The sequence below is a fragment of the Sandaracinobacteroides sp. A072 genome (assembly GCF_052616365.1).
Genome location: NZ_JBQXGU010000001.1, coordinates 847746 through 864747, shown reverse-complemented (window position 1 = coordinate 864747; position 17002 = coordinate 847746). Strand labels below are relative to the sequence as shown.

The 17002-nt window shown below is 64.8% G+C and carries 12 protein-coding genes and 1 tRNA gene; 9 read left to right on the top strand and 4 right to left on the bottom strand.

Features of this window, described 5'->3' with window-relative positions; translation table 11 throughout:
* Positions 1-4 precede the first annotated feature (4 nt).
* A complete protein-coding gene (locus ACUJ46_RS04205) occupies positions 5-727 on the top strand; it encodes a MerR family transcriptional regulator (RefSeq protein ID WP_445389184.1) in 723 nt (240 codons plus the stop codon).
* Here ACUJ46_RS04205 and ACUJ46_RS04200 read toward each other — a convergent pair.
* The 3 genes from ACUJ46_RS04200 to ACUJ46_RS04190 form a co-directional block, all read right to left on the bottom strand.
* Positions 724-2085: an NfrA family protein gene (locus ACUJ46_RS04200; protein WP_445389183.1), complete on the bottom strand. Its 1362-nt coding sequence runs from the start codon at positions 2083-2085 to the stop codon at positions 724-726. The two genes, ACUJ46_RS04205 and ACUJ46_RS04200, sit on opposite strands and share 4 nt — an antisense overlap.
* The gene (locus ACUJ46_RS04195) at positions 2078-3463 is read right to left on the bottom strand and encodes a glycosyl transferase family protein (protein ID WP_445389182.1); all 1386 of its coding nucleotides are present in this window, start codon (positions 3461-3463) and stop codon (positions 2078-2080) included. The genes ACUJ46_RS04200 and ACUJ46_RS04195 overlap by 8 nt, the downstream gene beginning before the upstream one ends.
* 208 nt (positions 3464-3671) lie before the next feature.
* Positions 3672-4289, bottom strand: a complete 618-nt coding sequence (locus tag ACUJ46_RS04190) for an acyl-homoserine-lactone synthase (RefSeq protein WP_445389181.1) — start codon at positions 4287-4289, stop codon at positions 3672-3674.
* 288 nt (positions 4290-4577) lie between these two features.
* Between ACUJ46_RS04190 and thyA the strand changes: the two genes are divergently transcribed.
* The 5 genes from thyA to ACUJ46_RS04165 all read left to right on the top strand — a co-directional run bounded on the left by thyA (position 4578) and on the right by ACUJ46_RS04165 (position 7952).
* Positions 4578-5492: a thymidylate synthase gene (gene thyA, locus ACUJ46_RS04185; RefSeq protein WP_445389180.1), complete on the top strand. Its 915-nt coding sequence runs from the start codon at positions 4578-4580 to the stop codon at positions 5490-5492.
* 35 nt (positions 5493-5527) lie between these two features.
* Positions 5528-6649 (top strand): beta-ketoacyl-ACP synthase III, encoded by a 1122-nt coding sequence (locus ACUJ46_RS04180; RefSeq protein WP_445389179.1) that lies wholly within the window; start codon positions 5528-5530, stop codon positions 6647-6649.
* 92 nt (positions 6650-6741) lie between these two features.
* Positions 6742-6828 (top strand) — tRNA-Leu (locus ACUJ46_RS04175).
* A gap of 207 nt (positions 6829-7035) precedes the next feature.
* Positions 7036-7623 (top strand): DUF2478 domain-containing protein, encoded by a 588-nt coding sequence (locus ACUJ46_RS04170; RefSeq protein WP_445389178.1) that lies wholly within the window; start codon positions 7036-7038, stop codon positions 7621-7623.
* Entirely contained in the window at positions 7620-7952 is a 333-nt protein-coding gene (locus tag ACUJ46_RS04165) for a carboxymuconolactone decarboxylase family protein (RefSeq protein WP_445389177.1), read from the top strand. Before ACUJ46_RS04170 ends, ACUJ46_RS04165 begins: the two co-directional genes overlap by 4 nt.
* Before the next feature lie 26 nt (positions 7953-7978).
* Here the strand turns inward: ACUJ46_RS04165 and ACUJ46_RS04160 are convergent, their stop codons facing one another.
* Positions 7979-8737, bottom strand: a complete 759-nt coding sequence (locus tag ACUJ46_RS04160; protein ID WP_445389176.1) for a cyclic nucleotide-binding domain-containing protein — start codon at positions 8735-8737, stop codon at positions 7979-7981.
* Between the two features lie 309 nt (positions 8738-9046).
* Between ACUJ46_RS04160 and ACUJ46_RS04155 the strand changes: the two genes are divergently transcribed.
* From ACUJ46_RS04155 to narH, 3 genes are read left to right on the top strand one after another with little or no spacing between them, the layout of a single operon-like run.
* Positions 9047-11731 carry a nitrate/nitrite transporter gene (locus ACUJ46_RS04155; protein WP_445389175.1) on the top strand — a complete coding sequence of 895 codons (2685 nt, stop codon included), beginning with the start codon at positions 9047-9049 and terminating at the stop codon, positions 11729-11731.
* Positions 11732-11743: 12 nt separating this feature from the next.
* The gene (locus ACUJ46_RS04150) at positions 11744-15478 is read left to right on the top strand and encodes a nitrate reductase subunit alpha (protein WP_445389174.1); all 3735 of its coding nucleotides are present in this window, start codon (positions 11744-11746) and stop codon (positions 15476-15478) included.
* Positions 15475-17001 carry a nitrate reductase subunit beta gene (gene narH, locus ACUJ46_RS04145; protein ID WP_445389173.1) on the top strand — a complete coding sequence of 509 codons (1527 nt, stop codon included), beginning with the start codon at positions 15475-15477 and terminating at the stop codon, positions 16999-17001. Before ACUJ46_RS04150 ends, narH begins: the two co-directional genes overlap by 4 nt.
* Position 17002 lies beyond the last annotated feature (1 nt).

Below are 17002 nucleotides of genomic sequence, written 5' to 3'. Positions count from 1 at the left end.
GCGCATGCGCGATCTTGAAAAGGCCTCCGGCATCTCGCGGGAGACGATCCGCTTCTACATCCGCGAAGGGCTGTTGCCCGAGCCGGAGCGCACCCACCGCAACAGTGCCACCTACACCGAGGAGCATCTGTCGCGGCTGTTCGCCATCCGCCGGCTGAAGGATGAGCGCTTCCTGCCGCTTTCCGTCATCCGCGCCCTGTTCGAGGGTGACCAGCCGGACTGGCTCGAACAGCAGATGATGCCCGAGATCGACCATCTGCTGCGCGCCCGGCTGGATGCCGAGGAAGAGCCGGTGGATGCCGTCGGCTTTGTCCAGTCCCTCGGCGGCGACCCTGACCATCTTGCCGATACGATCGCGGCCGGGGTCGTGAACGTGGGGCCGGACGGGCGGCTTTCCCCGCGCGACGCACGCATCCTGCGGTTGCTCGTCGAAGCCTCGCGCATCGGCTTCACGCGCGAACGCGGCTATGCCGGCGCAGGCTTTGGCCGGCTGGCGGAGATCATGCGCAGCCTCGCCGAATCCGAAGTGCGGGACTTCCTCGCCCGTGTCGCGCCCAACGTGGGCGAACTGGAAGCGGTCGACATGGCCGAGCGCGGTATCGGCATCCTGAACCAGCTGATGGCCGAACTGTTCACCCGCGAAGTGCTGGCGCAGCTTTCCGAACGGCGGCGTATCGCCAATGACAATCAGGGAACAGCCGGAACGGTCGAGGAACAGGGGCGCTAGAAGCTTCCCGCCACCGTCACGACAGGACCGGAACCGGGCATTGCATTGCCTGCCGCGCGCAGGCGGTAATCGATGCGGGCATGGAAGGGCCAGGGGGCGATGGCGATGCCCGTCGATGGCCCGATGTCGACCCTCGATGCCGCAACCCCCAGATCGCGCTGCATCGCCGCCCATCCGCCGAGGCCGGCATCGAAGCTGACCCTGCCAAGGCTGGCAAGCGGGGTCGCCGCCCTTGCCTGCCCGCCGGCGTACAGATCCGGGCTGGCGCGAAACCCGACAAGCCCGGCTTCGGCATAACCCTCATAGTGCAGCGGCATCCCGCCAAGACGCCCCCGGTGCTGGCCGCCGCCGCTCAACCGCAAGGCCCAGTCGTTGCGGGCCATGATGCCAAGGGCGATGCGCCGCTCGACATCGATGGCAAGCGGCGTGCCCGGCAACGGTTTCCAGCGCAGCCCGAGGGCGGCCTCGGCGGTTTCGCGATCCAGCGTGCCCGCCGGGGTTGACGCCGCCGTGATCCGGGCGATGGCCGAAAGCGGCCGCCGCGCCAGCGGATCAAGGGCATAGCTGATGGTGGCGCCGCTCTGGCCGCCGCCCAGCACTGGCGACGCCGCAAGCGAATCGCCCGATGCACCGTCACGCGCCAGCGTATAGGCGCTGACGCTCCAGCGGCGGTTCAGCTGCCCGAGGTCAGCGGCCCATGCCCCTGCCTGCGGGGCATCGGGCGCCATGGCGAGCGCCCGCCGCAGACCCTGCACCGCCGCCCGGCGGTTCCCAGCCCGCAAGGCGGTATAGGCATCGTCCGCCGCCCGGTGGGCCTTGGCATGGGCAGCGGCCTGCCCTTCTTCCCTGCCCGGCGTGATGTCGGAAACCGTCGTTTCGCGCGCAACTGGCGCATGTGGTGCGGGCGCGACTGGTTCGAGCGTCCAGCCGGCGAGCGACGACCTGCCGGGACTGCCTGACTCCACGTCCGGCACCGGTTGCTGCTGCAGGTGAACGACGGGCGGCAGCGCTACCCCACGCGGGCCCCAGCCCGCTGCCAGCAGCCGCGCCACCGTTTCATCCGCCACACGGGTTGCGACATCGGCCGCTACCTGCGCCGCCACGTTGGCGACAAGCATGGCCTCGCGCTCCTGCGCAGAAACCAGGCTGTCGGCATCGGCCGGCAAGGCGGCAGCGGGCTGCGGCTGTGCGAGGGATTCGACCGTCATCTCCGCCCGCAGGCGGGCTGCCTGCGCCTGCATTTCGGTCAACAGCTGCGGCATGCGGCCCACAAGCCAGCCGGCGGCCAGCACGATCAGCACCTGGTGCAACCGGAGGGCATGGCCATGGCGGACCGGGGTTCCCGCGCCTTCAGCCACGGGCCGGCTCCCTCTCATCGGCCGGGAAGCGGTGCATGGTCTTGTCCCAGGCGGGCGCATCCGTTGCGCCAAGGGCGCCATAGTAGCGGCGCATCGCCCGCAGGCTGGCGAGGAAGTTGATCGCATTGGCGAAAACGGCGCGGGGAATGGCGCGTAGCCCCTCCGCCAGCCCATGCTCATGCAAGGTGAGAAGCCCGCGCGTGAGGAGCCGCCAGCCGAGGATCAGCGCGTTCAGCAGCAGAATCTGTTTCAGCAGCATATCATCCTGCCCCAGCAGCGGCGGCAGCCCGGGTGGCCCGAAGTGACGGAGAAGCGCCCAGACGAGGGCGAGGCAGGCGGCCAGATAGGCCAGCATGCTGATGGCCGAAGTCACCAGCCCCTTGCGATCCCTGAGCAGCATCCAGCGCGTGGAAAGCGGGCCTGCCCAGCCCAGACGGTCCGTGCCGGCGAGTGCGATTCCGAACAGCCAGCGCGATTTCTGGCGAATGGCCGCCTCCAGCGAGGCCGGGAAATATTCGCGCGTCGCCACCAGTTCGCCATCGATCCTGTGGCGCACCATGCGCCCGCGATGCCCCAGGGCATGCAGCCGATGGCCGATCTCGTAATCCTCGGTCAGGCAGGTTTCATCGAAGGGCGCGCGTCCCGGCCCGGCCAGCGCCAGCAGGGCATCGCGCGCAATGGCGGTGCCGACGCCCGCCGACGGCACGGGCGCATCGAGGGTGGCGCGCACCATCATGTCGCGCTGGTGCGTTTCGGCGAACTCGTCGAGATAATGGCCCGACACCCAGCGCGACTGACGGTCCGGCAGTGGCAGCACGGGCAGTTGCACCATGGCCAGCGCCGGAATGTGGCGATCATGGACGGACAGGCTCATGGGGTGGAGCACATCCTCGGCATCATGAAGCACGATCGCCTTCCAGGGCCGGCCCGCCCGCGCTTCGGCCACCATGGCGGCGCGCCACAGCTGGTTGAGGCAATCCGCCTTGGTCGTGGGGCCGGGCCGGTCGGTGATGATGAGGGTGACACGCGGATCATCCACTCCCCGCACGGTCGCGATCGTTGCCGGATCATTCGGATAAGCACCGACGAACACATGATAATCCGGATGATCGAGCGTGCCGAGAAGGCGCCTGAGCATCGCCCCGATCACCGCGCTTTCGTCCCAGGCGGGCACCAGTATGGCAAAGCGGCCCGGCGTTGCGGGCGGCGGGGGCAGCACTGCCCGCCGCTTCGGCAGGACGCGCAGTATCCAGACACAATCGACCGCCAGATCGTCGATGCCGGACAGCAGGATGGAGACGGCGGCCAGCCACATCAGTTCGCGGGCAAGCACGAACAGGCCGGCAAGAATGAGGGCGGTATCGGGCAGGTGTTGCACCCCATATCCCTGTCAGCGAAAAAGCGCCGACGGGGGGCGCGGTAGGGTGAGCTTGCCACCGGCAAGGGTGGATGCTCCGGCCCGGCGGCCCGGGAACCACGGGGAGGGCCGTGGAACCTTGCCTGTTGCCGGTGCCGGAGCACCCGAGGATGGAGGAAGGCTTCAGGCGGCGCAGGGTCGGAAATCGCCGCCGGAAACCACCGCCATCCTATTCCGCGAGATCGAGCCTGAGCACAGGCCCGCTGATTTCGAACTGGCTGCGGAACAGCTGCAGCGTGGAAGGATGGACATTGACCTGGAGCGCGCCAAGCATCTGGCCGCCGATATCCTGCGGCAGGCCGAGCGGCTCGCAATCCCAGCCCAGCGCCAGCAACGGCGACAGGAAGGCCATGTGCGTCATCATGGTGTAGCGGGTGATGCCCGTGGTGAGGGCATATTCGATCACCGCCATGGCCAGCTGCTGCCGCACCGCCCGGTGGGTTTCGGCATCGGCCAGATGCGGCGAGGTGCACAGCCGGGTGATCTCGAACACGTCGGGGCCACGGGGAATCTCGCCCTCGACCAGCATGGGGAAGATATCGCCCAGCAGATGCTTGCGGGTGGTGGGCAGCAGCCTGACAGAGCCGAGATGCTCATTGGTGCCGGGGCGGGTGGCGATCAGATAGACGGCATGCTCATTGTCGAACTCGTCGATCTCGTAGCGGCCATCCACGACGGGAATGTTCCACTTGAGGCCGTCCACGAACACGCGCTTGCGATCCATGTGCATTGCGGTCAGCGCCTCGGCGCTCCTGTACCTGTTATTATTGTCCACCAGTCGGATCATGTCCGCGCTCCCTTGCAGGCCTTGTGCGCCAACCGCGCTTGCGCGCCCTGTCAGCCTTGTGTGCCCTGTCAGCCTTGTGCGACCTGTCCGCGCGTCCCGGTTCGTGGCAGCCTGTCCATTGGCTGCCCCTCACGCTTCCTGTCCGCGCTTCCTGTCTCGTGGAGCCTTGGTGGCGGAGGCGGCGGCATTCGGCACTATCCCCGATCAGGGATAGTGCGGACCGGGGCATGGCGTGGCATGGATCACTGTCGCTTGCGGGCCGGGCCGCTGATCGGCTAGCCAGACAGGATGCCCGCCCCCATCCATCCGGAAACCGCCGTCCTCGATCTCATCCGGCGGGTATGGGAACAGGGCCATGAGCGCGTGGACCGCACCGGGGTCGGCACCCGCGCCCTGTTCGGCGCCATGCTCCGCTTCGACCTGTCGGATGGCACCGTCCCCCTGATGACGACCAAGCGGGTGTTCTGGAAATCTGCCGTCAAGGAGCTGATCTGGTTCCTGAATGGCGAAACCAGCATCCGCCCGCTGGTGGAACAGGGCGTGCACATCTGGACCGACTGGCCGCTCGACCGCTACCGCCGCGAAACCGGCGAGGCGATCGACCGCGACGCCTTCGAGGCCCGGATCCTGGGCGACCCGGCATTCGCCGCGCGCTGGGGCGATCTCGGCCCGGTCTATGGCAAGCAGTGGCGCCGCTGGCAGGGGCCGGACGGGCGAGAGCATGACCAGATCCGGGCCCTGGTGGAGGGGCTGAAGACAAACCCGGCCAGTCGGCGGCACATCTTCACCGGCTGGAATGTCGCCGAACTGGCCGAAATGGCGCTGCCGCCCTGCCACATGACCTACCAGTATTTCGTGGAGCCGGGCGCGGACGGCGGTGGCCGCCTGTCGTCCATCCTCTACCAGCGCAGCTGCGACCTCGGGCTGGGCTTTCCCTTCAACATCTTCGAGGCCGCCCTCCTCCAGCGCATGCTGGCGCAGCAATGCGGCCTCGAGGCTGGCGAACTGGTCTGGATGGGGGCGGATGTGCACCTCTATCTGAACCACGCCCATCTGGTGGAAACGCTGCTCGAAAGGGCGCCCCGGCCATTGCCCCGCCTCGATCTCCGCCCCGCAGCGGACATCTTCTCCTACCGGCTGGAGGATGTGTCGATCACGGGCTATGATCCCCATCCTCATGTCGCAGCGCCCGTCGCCGTTTGAACGGCCGGCCGGCGAATCCTGAAGCGGAGTCCAGCTTGGCCGATCCCGTCATTTCCGCAACCGGCCTTTTCACGCCGGCCGAAAGCATCAGCAACCAGGAACTGGTCGAAAGCTTCAACTGCTGGGTGGCGCAGCACAACAGCGACAATGCTGCCGCCATCGCGGCCGGCGAAATCACCGCCCTCACCCCCTCTTCCGTCGAGTTCATCGAAAAAGCGAGCGGCATCAAGGCACGCCATGTCATGTCGAAGGCCGCCATCCTCGACCCCGCCATCATGGCCCCGCGCATTCCCGAACGGCCCGATACAGAGCTGTCCGTGCTTGCCGAAATGGGTGTGGCCGCCGCTCGCGATGCGCTGGCGCGCGCCGAGCGCGATGCAGCCGATGTCGATGCCGTGCTGTGCGCCTGCTCCAACCTGCAGCGCGCCTACCCCGCCATCGCGATCGAGATCCAGGCAGCGCTCGGCATCGAGGGCTTTGCCTTCGACATGAATGTCGCCTGCTCCTCGGCAACCTTCGGCATCCAGACGGCGGCCGATTTCATCCGCGCCGGGCATGCCCGCTCCGTTCTGGTGGTGAACCCGGAAATCTGTTCCGGCCATCTCAACTGGCGCGACAGGGACAGCCATTTCATCTTCGGCGACGTGGCGACGGCGATTCTCGTCGAATCGGCCGATATCGCCCCTTCACCGCACTGGGCGATTCTCGGCACCCGCCTGAAGACAATGTTCTCCAACAATATCCGCAACAATTTCGGCTTCCTGAACCGCGCCGCGCCCGAGGGAATCGGCAAGCCCGACAAGCTGTTCCGGCAGGAAGGCCGCAAGGTCTTCAAGGAAGTGGTGCCGATGGTGGCCGACCTCATCACCAGCCACATCGCCGATCTCGGCATCGCCGCATCGGGCCTCAGGCGGCTGTGGCTGCACCAGGCCAATGCCAACATGAACCGCCTGATCGGGGAAAAGGTGCTGGGCCACGCGCCGGCGGCCGATCAAAGCCCCACCGTGCTCGACACCTATGCCAACACATCCTCGGCCGGCTCGATCATCGCCTTCCACCTGCACAGCGACGACATGGCTGCGGGCGACACCGGCCTGATCTGCTCTTTCGGGGCAGGATATTCGGCTGGAAGCATAATCTTGCGAAAGGTGGCTTGAACAGCCGCGCAGGGGCTGCTAGGGCGCGCGCTCACCAGTTGGTGGGGATGCCCGCGCCGCAAGGCAGAAGGCCCCTCATCAGGCATCGGCGTGCGGTCGTGGCGGAACTGGTAGACGCGCAGCGTTGAGGTCGCTGTGGCCGAAAGGCCGTGGAAGTTCGAGTCTTCTCGACCGCACCAGACATCCCCGAAAGAAAATGAAATTCCCCCCCACAGGGGTTCCCGATTGCTAGCGTGCCGCAGCATGCGCCCCGGTCATCGCGTCCAAGGGGCGCAACCGTGCAGGCGTGGCGACTGCGCCGGAGCGTCTGCAAGCCCGGCCTTGATGATCATCAATCCTCGCACGGCTTCACCGCTATAGCCTGACAGGGCGAAGCGAGGTTCTGCATGACCATGGATGCCACCAGCACACAGCCGCCGATCACTGCGATCGTCTATGGCGCCGGCGAAGAGGTTGACCCTCTGCTGTGCGCGCTGGCCGGGCGGCTGGCTGCTGGCGGGGTTCGCCTTGCTGGCATGGTCCAGCATGCGCCCGGCCCGGACGGACGCAGGGGCTGCGACATGGAATTGCACGTGCTGCCGGGCGGCCAGCGCATGATCGTCTCGCAGGATCGCGGCCCCGGCGCGCGAGGATGCCGGCTGGATCATGGCCTGCTGCTGGACGCCATCGGGCTTGCGGAACAGGCCCTGCCGGGCGCCGATCTGCTGATCCTCAACCGCTTCGGCAAGGTGGAAGCCGATGGCGGCGGCGGGCGGGATCTGATCGTCGCGGCCGTCGCGCTGGGCATTCCTGTCGTGCTTGCCGTGCCCTGGCGCAACATCATGGCCTTTCGGGCCTTTGCCGGCGAACTGGCGCAAGAGGTTGGACTGGCCGCATTCCGCGATTCAGCCCGCTTTTTCCACCCAGACGCGCAACGGGGCGGCCCTGTCCATCCGGCCGGACCACGGGCCATCCAACAGGAGATTTATCCATGACCGACAAGCCCGAGGCCGCACACGGCCTGCCAGCCCGCGCCGGCAAGCTCGTGCGGGATCATCCCGCAATTTGGGAAGCCTATGAATCCCTTGGCGAAGCCTGTGCCGCCGCCGGCCCGCTGGATGCGGCGACCCAGCGGCTGGTGAAGCTGGCGCTGGCAGCTGCGGCCGGATCGGAAGGCGCCGTCCATTCCCATGCGCGCCGCGGGCTGGCCGAGGGCCTTGACCCGAAGGCACTGGAGCAGGTCGCCCTGCTGGCAGTGCCGACGCTGGGATTTTCAGCGGCAATGCGGGCGCTGTCGTGGATCGAGGACGTGACCGGAGCGTAAGCGCCAGGCTCTGGCCGCAGCAGTCTTCAGGCCGAACGCCAGGCCGCCGACATTTCCGCCTGATATTCCGCCCGGGCTTCGTGGCTGTTGTCAAACGGCTTTTCGATCAGCGGGTCGGGCTTGGCAAGCCGCCGGAGGTCGGCGACGAGGCGCAGATGGACGTCCGAGCCATTTACCTCGACACCATAGGGTTTCAGAGCCTGGAAAGCGCGCGAGAGGTTTTCGGGCGCCATGCCCAGCAAGGAGGCGAGGATGCGCTTTTCATGCGGCAGGGAAAACAGATCCGCGCCGCCAGCGCGCGCATGCAGTTGCAGCAGGTAATTTGCCAGCCGCTCCACGCCACTTCTGAGCTTCTGGTTCTTGATGGTGCGCACAAGGCCGCGGTAGCAGCCGGACAGTTCCTTCGAGACAGCAACGGCAAAGGCTGCATCCTCTGCCATGCGCGCCCGGATGGCCTCGCCCGGGATCATCAATATGTTGGACCGGTCCAGCACGCGCGCGCCCATGAGGGCGACGGCATCGAGGACGACGGCGGCGAGAATGAAGGTCGAGACCGGGCGCAGGATCGTGAGGACCGTATCCTTGTCATTCCATGTGCCCGACAGTTCGACCTGTCCGTCGATCAGCACGTACAGGAAGTCGACCGGGTCGCCTTCGAGGAGGAGCTGGGTGTTGGCAGGAAAGCGCTGCAGGAACGCCGGTCCGGTGATGGCGGCATAGCTGCGCTCATCAAGGCTTGCGAACAGGGGAAGAGATCGTACCCGCTCCGAATCGCCTGGGCGCATGCGCTTGTCTCACTTTCCTGACCCATGCTCTGAATCGCCTTTCCCTTGATGATCGTCAAGCATGGAGGCGACTATTGTCGACACAGGCCTTGACGCACCTTCGCCCCCGCCTTGTTTGTGCGCCGCACTGGCCTGCCACTTGACGAGGATCAAGCGTGCCGGGGGCGCCACCACTAACCTCGTGCCAGTGCCGTGGTGAAACGGGTGCGGCACGGTTTCCTTGGGGTGAATATGGCCAGCCAGACAGATTCAGCTGCATCAGCCGGGCATCATGAACTTCCCGGGGCTGGCGCGACCGTCGCACTCGGAATGTCCACTGCGGCCTTCACGGTCTGCTTTGCGGCCTGGACGATCTTCTCGATCCTGGGAATCCAGATCCAGAAAGACCTCGGGCTGAACGAAACCCAGTTCGGCCTGCTGATTGCAACCCCCATCCTCACCGGATCGCTCATCAGGCTGGTGCTGGGCGTGTGGACCGACCAGCTGGGCGGCCGCCGCATGCAGGTCATCGTGATGCTGGCTGCCGCCATGGCGACCTACCTGATGACCTATGCGACAACCTATCCGCAGTTCCTGCTTGCGGCGCTGGGCGTGGGCATTGCCGGTGGCGCCTTCGCCGTCGGCGTGACCTATGTCTCCAAATTCTATCCGGCCGGCAGGCAGGGCACCGCGCTCGGCATCTTCGGCGCAGGCAATGTAGGGGCAGCCATCACCAAGTTCCTGGCGCCGGTCGTCATGCTGGCCATGGGCTGGGAAGGCGTTGCAAGAATCTGGGCTGCCGCCCTTGTGGTCATGGCGATCCTGTTCTTCATTACCACGAAGGACGAGCCGGACCTTGCCGAACGCCGCGCCCTCGGGGCGAAACCGAGAAGCTTTGCCGAACAGTTCGCGCCCCTCAGGAACGTGCAGGTCTGGCGTTTTTCGCTCTATTATTTCTTTGTCTTCGGCGCATTTGTCGGCCTGTCGCTCTGGCTTCCGCGCTATCTGATCGGCGTCTATGGCTTCGACATCAAAACAGCCGGCCTGATTGCCGCGGCCTATTCGGTGCCGGCTTCCCTCTTTCGCATATATGGCGGCCACCTGTCAGACAGGGTTGGCGCACGCACCGTGATGTACTGGACCTTCCTTGTCTCGGTGGTGGCGACATTCCTGCTGTCCTATCCGCCGACATCCTATGTCGTCGACGGGATTGACGGCCCGATCAGCTTCCGGCTTGCGACGGGGCCATTTGCCTTCATCGTCCTGATCTTCGTGCTCGGCTTCTTCATGAGCCTGGGCAAGGCGGCGGTCTACAAGCACATCCCCATCTACTATCCCGGCAATGTCGGCTCGGTAGGCGGCATGGTGGGCATGATGGGCGGATTGGGCGGCTTCATCCTGCCGATCGCGTTCGGCGCGCTGAACGACCTGACCGGAATCTGGCAGAGCTGCTTCATGCTCCTGTTCCTGATATCGGCGGGGGCACTCATCTGGATGCACACTGCCATCCGCCAGATGGAGCGCGAGCAGGCCGGCGAAATGCTGCAGAAGCTGCCGGAACTTCCCGAAATGCGCCCGATCCATGGCGTGCGCGAGGAGGGGGCCCTCAAGGGCCATGTGATCACCGACTGGCGCCCCGAAGACCCGGTCTTCTGGGAAACGAGCGGCCGCGCGATCGCCCGCCGCAACCTGTGGATTTCCATTCCGGCCCTGTTCCTCAGCTTCGCGGTCTGGATGGTGTGGTCCATCGTCGTTGCCAAGCTGCCGCTTGTCGGCTTCCGCTACACCACCGACCAGCTCTTCTGGCTGGCGGCGCTGCCGGGCCTTTCCGGGGCGACGCTGCGCATCTTCTACAGCTTCATGGTGCCGGTCTTCGGTGGGCGGCTGTGGTCAACCCTCACCACCTGGTCGCTGCTGATCCCGGCAGTCGGCATCGGCCTTGCCGTTCGCAACCCGGATACGCCCTACGGCATCATGCTGCTTCTGGCGCTGCTGTGCGGCTTCGGTGGCGGCAACTTCGCCTCATCCATGTCGAATATCGGATTTTTCTATCCCAAGTCCGAAAAGGGCAATGCGCTCGCCCTCAACGCCGGGCTGGGCAATCTGGGCGTTTCGGCGATGCAGTTCCTGGTGCCCGTCGTCATCACGGCAGGCGTGTTCGGCGTGCTGGGCGGCGGTGCGCAGACGATTGTCGAAAACGGGGCTGAATCCAGCATCTACCTGCAGAACGCAGGCTTTATCTGGGTGCCTTTCATCATCGCCTCGGCCTTTGCCTGCTGGTTCGGCATGAACGACCTCTCGTCCGCCAAGGCAAGCTTCGCCGACCAGTCGATCATCTTCACACGCAGGCACAACTGGATCATGTGCTGGCTCTACACAGGCACCTTCGGCTCGTTCATCGGCTTCTCGGCCGCCTTCCCGCTGCTGACGAAGCTGCTGTTCCCCGACGTGAACGCACTGAAGATCGCCTTCCTCGGCCCCCTTGTCGGCGCCCTCTCCCGCTCGTTCACGGGTGGAATTGCCGACCGGTTTGGCGGCGCGCGCGTCACCATCCTGGTCTTCCTGGCAATGATGGCCGGAACGGCGGGCCTCATCTGGGTGCTGGGACAGCCAGACCAGCCATGGGCCTTCGGCGCCTTCTTCGCGCTGTTCCTGCTGCTGTTTTTCGCGACCGGGGTCGGCAATGCTTCCACCTTCCAGATGATCCCGGCGATCATGCGCTCGGAAATCGCCCGCCTGGAGCCGGGCCTGTCCGCCGAAGACCAGCGCCGGCAGGCTGAAAAGGAAAGCGCAGCCATCACCGGCTTCACGTCTGCGATCGCCGCCTATGGCGCCTTCTTCATCCCCAAGAGCTTCGGCTTGTCGATCGACATGAGCGGCGGCGCCAATGGCGCGCTTTGGGGCTTCCTCGCCTTCTACATGTCCTGCCTTCTCATCACCTGGTTCGTCTATGCGCGGCCCGGTGGCCTTCTCCACGCGACCGAACGCGGGCTTCGCCTGCAACCGGCAGAATAAGGGCCCAATTCCATGAGCCACGTCCTCGACCGCCTCACCTTCTTCCGCCGGAAGTCCGAGCCCTTTTCCGACGGGCACGGGCAGATGAACAATTACGACCGCAAGTGGGAGGATGCCTATCGGCACCGGTGGCAGCACGACAAGGTCGTGCGCTCCACCCATGGTGTGAACTGCACCGGCTCCTGCTCATGGAAGATTTACGTGAAGGGCGGGATCGTTACCTGGGAAACCCAGCAGACGGACTATCCCCGCACACGGCCGGACCTGCCCAACCATGAACCGCGCGGCTGTTCGCGCGGCGCGTCCTACAGCTGGTATCTCTATTCAGCGAACCGGGTGAAATATCCGCTGATCCGCGCGCGGCTCCTGAAGCTCTGGCGCGAGGCGCGCGCCACCATGGCGCCGGTTGCGGCCTGGCAGTCGATCGTCAGCGATGACAGCAAGCGCGTCTCCTGGACCAGGCGCCGGGGCGGTGGGGGCTTCGTGCGGGTCGGCTGGGAAGAAGCAAACGAGATCATCGCGGCCGCCAACGCCCATACGGTGAAGAAATGGGGGCCCGACCGGGTGTTCGGCTTCTCGCCCATCCCGGCGATGTCGATGATTTCCTATGCTGCCGGCGCGCGTTACCTGCAGCTTCTCGGCGGGGTCACCGGCTCTTTCTACGACTGGTATTGCGACCTTCCGCCAGCCTCGCCGCAAACCTGGGGCGAACAGACGGACGTTCCCGAAAGCGCCGACTGGTACAATTCGGGATTCATCATCGTCTGGGGCTCGAACGTGCCGCAAACCCGCACGCCGGATGCGCACTTCTTCACCGAGGTCCGCTACAAGGGCACCAAGGCGGTCGTCATCAGCCCGGATTATTCGGAAGCGTCCAAGTTTGCAGACCTGTGGATTTCGGTGAAGCAGGGCACCGACGCCGCGCTGGGCCTCGCCATGGGTCATGTCATCCTGAGCGAATATCATCGCGACCGGCAGGTGCCCTATTTCCGCGATTACTGCCGCCAGTACACCGACATGCCGCTGCTGGTGCGGCTGGTGGAAAGCGATGGCCGGCTGATTCCGGAGCGCCTGCTGCGGGCGTCCGACTTTGCCGACGGCCTCGGGGAAAGCAACAATCCCGACTGGAAGACGGTGGGCATCGACGAGGCGACGGGCAAGCCCGTCGTGCCGCTGGGCTCGATCGGCTTCCGCTGGGGCGAGCAGGCGAAATGGAACCTCGCGGAGAAGAACGCCAACGGGGACGAACTGAAGCTCCGCCTTGGCCTGATGGGCGTGCATGACGAAGTCGCCGAGGTCGATTTCCCCTATTTCGGCAACAGCGCCGCCAACGGCTTCGCCTCCACCAGCCACCCGGACAGGCTGATGCGCCGCATCCCGGCAAAGCGGCTGGCCCTGAAGGACGGCGAGGCGCTGGTCGCTTCCGTCTATGACCTGTTCATGGCGAACTATGGTGTCGACCAGGGTCTTGGCGGCGACCATCTGCCGGCTAACTTCGATGACCCGGCGCCCTATTCGCCCGCCTGGGCCGAGGCCATCACCAGCGTTCCCAGGGACCAGATCATCGCCACTGCCCGCGGTTTTGCCACCAATGCCGAGAAGACCAGCGGCAAGTCGATGATCATCATCGGGGCGGCGATGAACCACTGGTACCACATGGACATGAACTACCGCAGCGCCATCAACATGCTGGTGATGTGCGGCTGCGTCGGCCAGTCGGGCGGTGGCTGGTCGCACTATGTGGGCCAGGAAAAGCTGCGTCCGCAGACCGGCTGGGCGCCGCTCGCCTTCGCGCTGGACTGGGCGCGCCCGCCGCGTCAGCAGAATTCCACCAGCTACTTCTATGCCCATTCGGACCAGTGGCGCTATGAAACGCTGGATGTTTCCGAAATCCTCTCCCCGACCGAGCCAAAGGCCGGCTGGGAACAGACCTTCCTCGACCTGAACGCCAAGGCCGAGCGCATGGGCTGGCTGCCGAGCGCGCCGGCGCTGAAGACCAACCCGCTCGAGATCTGCAAGGCGGCCGAGACAGCCGGCATGGATCCGAAGGATTATGCAGTGCAGGAAATGGCGGCAAAGCGGCTGGAAATGAGCTGCATGGACCCTGACGCACCGGAAAACTGGCCGCGCAACATGTTCGTCTGGCGCTCCAACCTTCTGGGCTCCTCGGGCAAGGGGCACGAATATTTCCTGAAGCATCTGCTGGGCACGGCGAACGGCGTTCTCGGCAAGGACCTGGGCCACACAGGCCGCCGCAAGCCTGTCGACGTGCGCTGGCATGACGAGGCGCCTGAAGGAAAGCTCGACCTTCTCGTCACAATCGACTTCCGCATGTCGACGACGGCGGTCTATTCCGACATCGTTCTGCCCACGGCCACATGGTACGAGAAGAACGACCTCAACACGTCCGACATGCACCCCTTCATCCACCCGCTGACAAGCGCGGTGGATCCGGCGTGGGAATGCCGCTCGGACTGGGAGATCTTCAAGGGCATCGCCAAGACATTTTCCAGCGTGGCCCCGGAAGTGCTGGGTGTCGAGAAGGATCTGGTGCTGACCCCCATCCAGCACGACAGCCCCGCGGAAATGGCGCAGGGCGGCGAAATCCGGGACTGGTGGAAAGGCGAATGCGACCTCATCCCGGGCAAGACGGCGCCCGCCATCTCGGTCGTGGAGCGGGATTATCCGGCGCTCTACGAACGCTTCATCTCGCTCGGGCCGCTGATGACCAGCATCGGCAATGGCGGCAAGGGCATGGCCTGGAACACCGAGCATGAGGTGGGGCTGCTGGGCAAGCTGAACGGGGTCGTCACCGATGGCCCGGCCAAGGGCCTGCCGCGTATCGTGACCGACATCGACGCCTGCGAGGCGGTGATGATGCTGGCGCCCGAGACCAATGGCGAAGTGGCGGTGAAGGCCTGGGCTTCGCTTTCGAAGCAGACCGGGATCGACCACACTCACCTTGCACTGCCCAAGGAGGAGGAGAAGATCCGCTTCCGCGACATTGTCGCCCAGCCGCGCAAGATCATCTCCTCTCCGATCTGGTCCGGCCTGGAAAGCGAGCATGTCTGCTACAACGCCGGCTACACCAACGTGCATGAGCTGATCCCCTGGCGCACCCTTTCGGGCCGGCAGCAACTCTACCAGGACCATCCCTGGATGCGGGCGTTCGGCGAAGGCTTCTGCGTCTACCGCTCGCCTGTCGACATGAAGACGACAGAGCCGCTGCAGGACAAGCACGGCAACGGCAACGCCGAGATTGCCCTCAACTTCATCACACCGCACCAGAAATGGGGCATTCACTCCACCTATACCGACAATCTGCTGATGCTGACCCTGAACCGGGGCGGCCCGGTGATCTGGATATCGGAAACCGACGCGAAGAAGGTCGGCATCGAGGACAATGACTGGGTGGAGGTCTTCAATTCGAACGGCGCGCTGACGGCCAGGGCGGTCGTGTCCCAGCGGATCCGCGAGGGTACGACATTCATGTATCATGCCCAGGAAAAGACGGTGAACGTGCCGGGTTCCGAAATGACCGGCCAGCGTGGCGGCATCCACAACAGCGTCACGCGCACGGTGCTGAAGCCAACCCACATGATCGGCGGTTATGCCCAGCTTTCATATGGCTTCAATTACTATGGCACCGTTGGCGCAAACCGCGACGAATTCGTTGTCATCCGCAAGATGAACAAGGTCGACTGGCTGGAAAACCCCGCGGTCCCCGCACTGGAGTTCACGAAATGAAAATCCGCGCGCAGATTGGAATGGTCCTGAACCTGGACAAATGCATCGGATGTCATACCTGTTCGGTGACGTGCAAGAATGTGTGGACCAATCGTGAAGGTGTCGAATACGCCTGGTTCAACAATGTCGAGACAAAGCCCGGCATTGGCTACCCCAAGGAGTGGGAAAATCAGAAGAAGTGGAACGGCGGATGGGTCAGGAAATCCAATGGCAGGATCGAACCGAAGCTTGGCGGCAAATGGAGAATCCTTGCCAAGATATTCGCCAATCCGGATCTTCCGGAAATCGACGATTATTATGAACCGTTCGACTTCGATTACGCCCATCTGCAGACAGCGCCCGAACTGCAGGCCTTCCCAACCGCCCGCCCGCGTTCCGCGATCACCGGAGAGCGGATGGAGAAGATCGAGTGGGGCCCGAACTGGGAAGAGATCCTCGGGGGCGAATTCTCCCGGCGTTCGAAGGATGTGAACTTCGAGGGCGTGCAGAAGGAAATCTACGGCCAGTTCGAAAACAGCTTCATGATGTATCTGCCGAGGCTGTGCGAGCATTGCCTCAACCCCACCTGCGTCGCCGCCTGCCCGTCAAGCGCCATCTACAAGCGCGAGGAGGACGGCATCGTCCTCATCGACCAGGAAAAGTGCCGCGGCTGGCGCATGTGCGTTTCGGCCTGCCCCTACAAGAAGATCTATTACAACTGGTCTTCGGGCAAATCCGAGAAATGCATCTTCTGCTATCCACGGATCGAGGAAGGCCAGCCGACCGTCTGCTCGGAAACCTGCGTCGGCCGCATCCGCTATCTGAGTGTCGTTCTCTATGATGCCGACCGCATCGAATGGGCGGCATCTGGCCCTGAAGACGAGCTTTACGAACGCCAGCTCAGCATCTTCCTCGACCCCAATGACCCGAAGGTGATCGCCCAGGCGCGGGCGGATGGCATTGCGGAACCATGGCTGGACGCCGCCCGCAAGAGCCCTGTCTACAAGATGGCGATCGACTGGCGCGTCGCCTTCCCGCTGCACCCGGAATATCGCACCTTGCCAATGGTCTGGTACATACCGCCGCTGTCGCCGATCCAGTCGGCTGCAGCCAAGGGCGCCATCGCCGATGACCGTGGAATGCCCGATGTGAAAAGCCTGAGGATCCCGGTCAGGTATCTCGCCAATCTCCTGACGGCAGGCGAAGAGGCCCCGGTCGTATCCGCCCTGGAGCGCATGCTCGCGATGCGCAGCTACATGCGCGCCAAGACGATCGAGGGCGTGATCGACGAAGGCATCGCCGCCCGGGTCGGCCTGACGCCGGCTGCCATCGAGGACATGTATCATGTCATGGCGATCGCGAACTACGAGGACCGTTTCGTGATCCCGACAGTTCACCGCGAAAAGGCGACCGACGCTTATCATCTGCGCGGCACGACCGGCTTCAGCTTCGGCAACCAGGCTTCAGGCGGACTCTCGGAAGTGGGACTGTTCGGACAGGTGAAGCGCCGCTCGCCGAAGCCGATGATGCCGCAGGAGAACTGAG

Excerpts from the sequence above, each read along its gene's own strand:
- ACUJ46_RS04205 (WP_445389184.1), top strand. The coding sequence starts at position 5 with ATGCGCGATCTTGAAAAGGCCTCCGGCATCTCGCGGGAGACGATCCGC.
- ACUJ46_RS04190 (WP_445389181.1), bottom strand. The coding sequence starts at position 4,289 with ATGATCCGACTGGTGGACAATAATAACAGGTACAGGAGCGCCGAGGCG.
- thyA (WP_445389180.1), top strand. The coding sequence starts at position 4,578 with ATGCCCGCCCCCATCCATCCGGAAACCGCCGTCCTCGATCTCATCCGG.
- ACUJ46_RS04170 (WP_445389178.1), top strand. The coding sequence starts at position 7,036 with ATGACCATGGATGCCACCAGCACACAGCCGCCGATCACTGCGATCGTC.
- ACUJ46_RS04165 (WP_445389177.1), top strand. The coding sequence starts at position 7,620 with ATGACCGACAAGCCCGAGGCCGCACACGGCCTGCCAGCCCGCGCCGGC.
- ACUJ46_RS04160 (WP_445389176.1), bottom strand. The coding sequence starts at position 8,737 with ATGCGCCCAGGCGATTCGGAGCGGGTACGATCTCTTCCCCTGTTCGCA.
- ACUJ46_RS04155 (WP_445389175.1), top strand. The coding sequence starts at position 9,047 with ATGTCCACTGCGGCCTTCACGGTCTGCTTTGCGGCCTGGACGATCTTC.
- ACUJ46_RS04150 (WP_445389174.1), top strand. The coding sequence starts at position 11,744 with ATGAGCCACGTCCTCGACCGCCTCACCTTCTTCCGCCGGAAGTCCGAG.
- narH (WP_445389173.1), top strand. The coding sequence starts at position 15,475 with ATGAAAATCCGCGCGCAGATTGGAATGGTCCTGAACCTGGACAAATGC.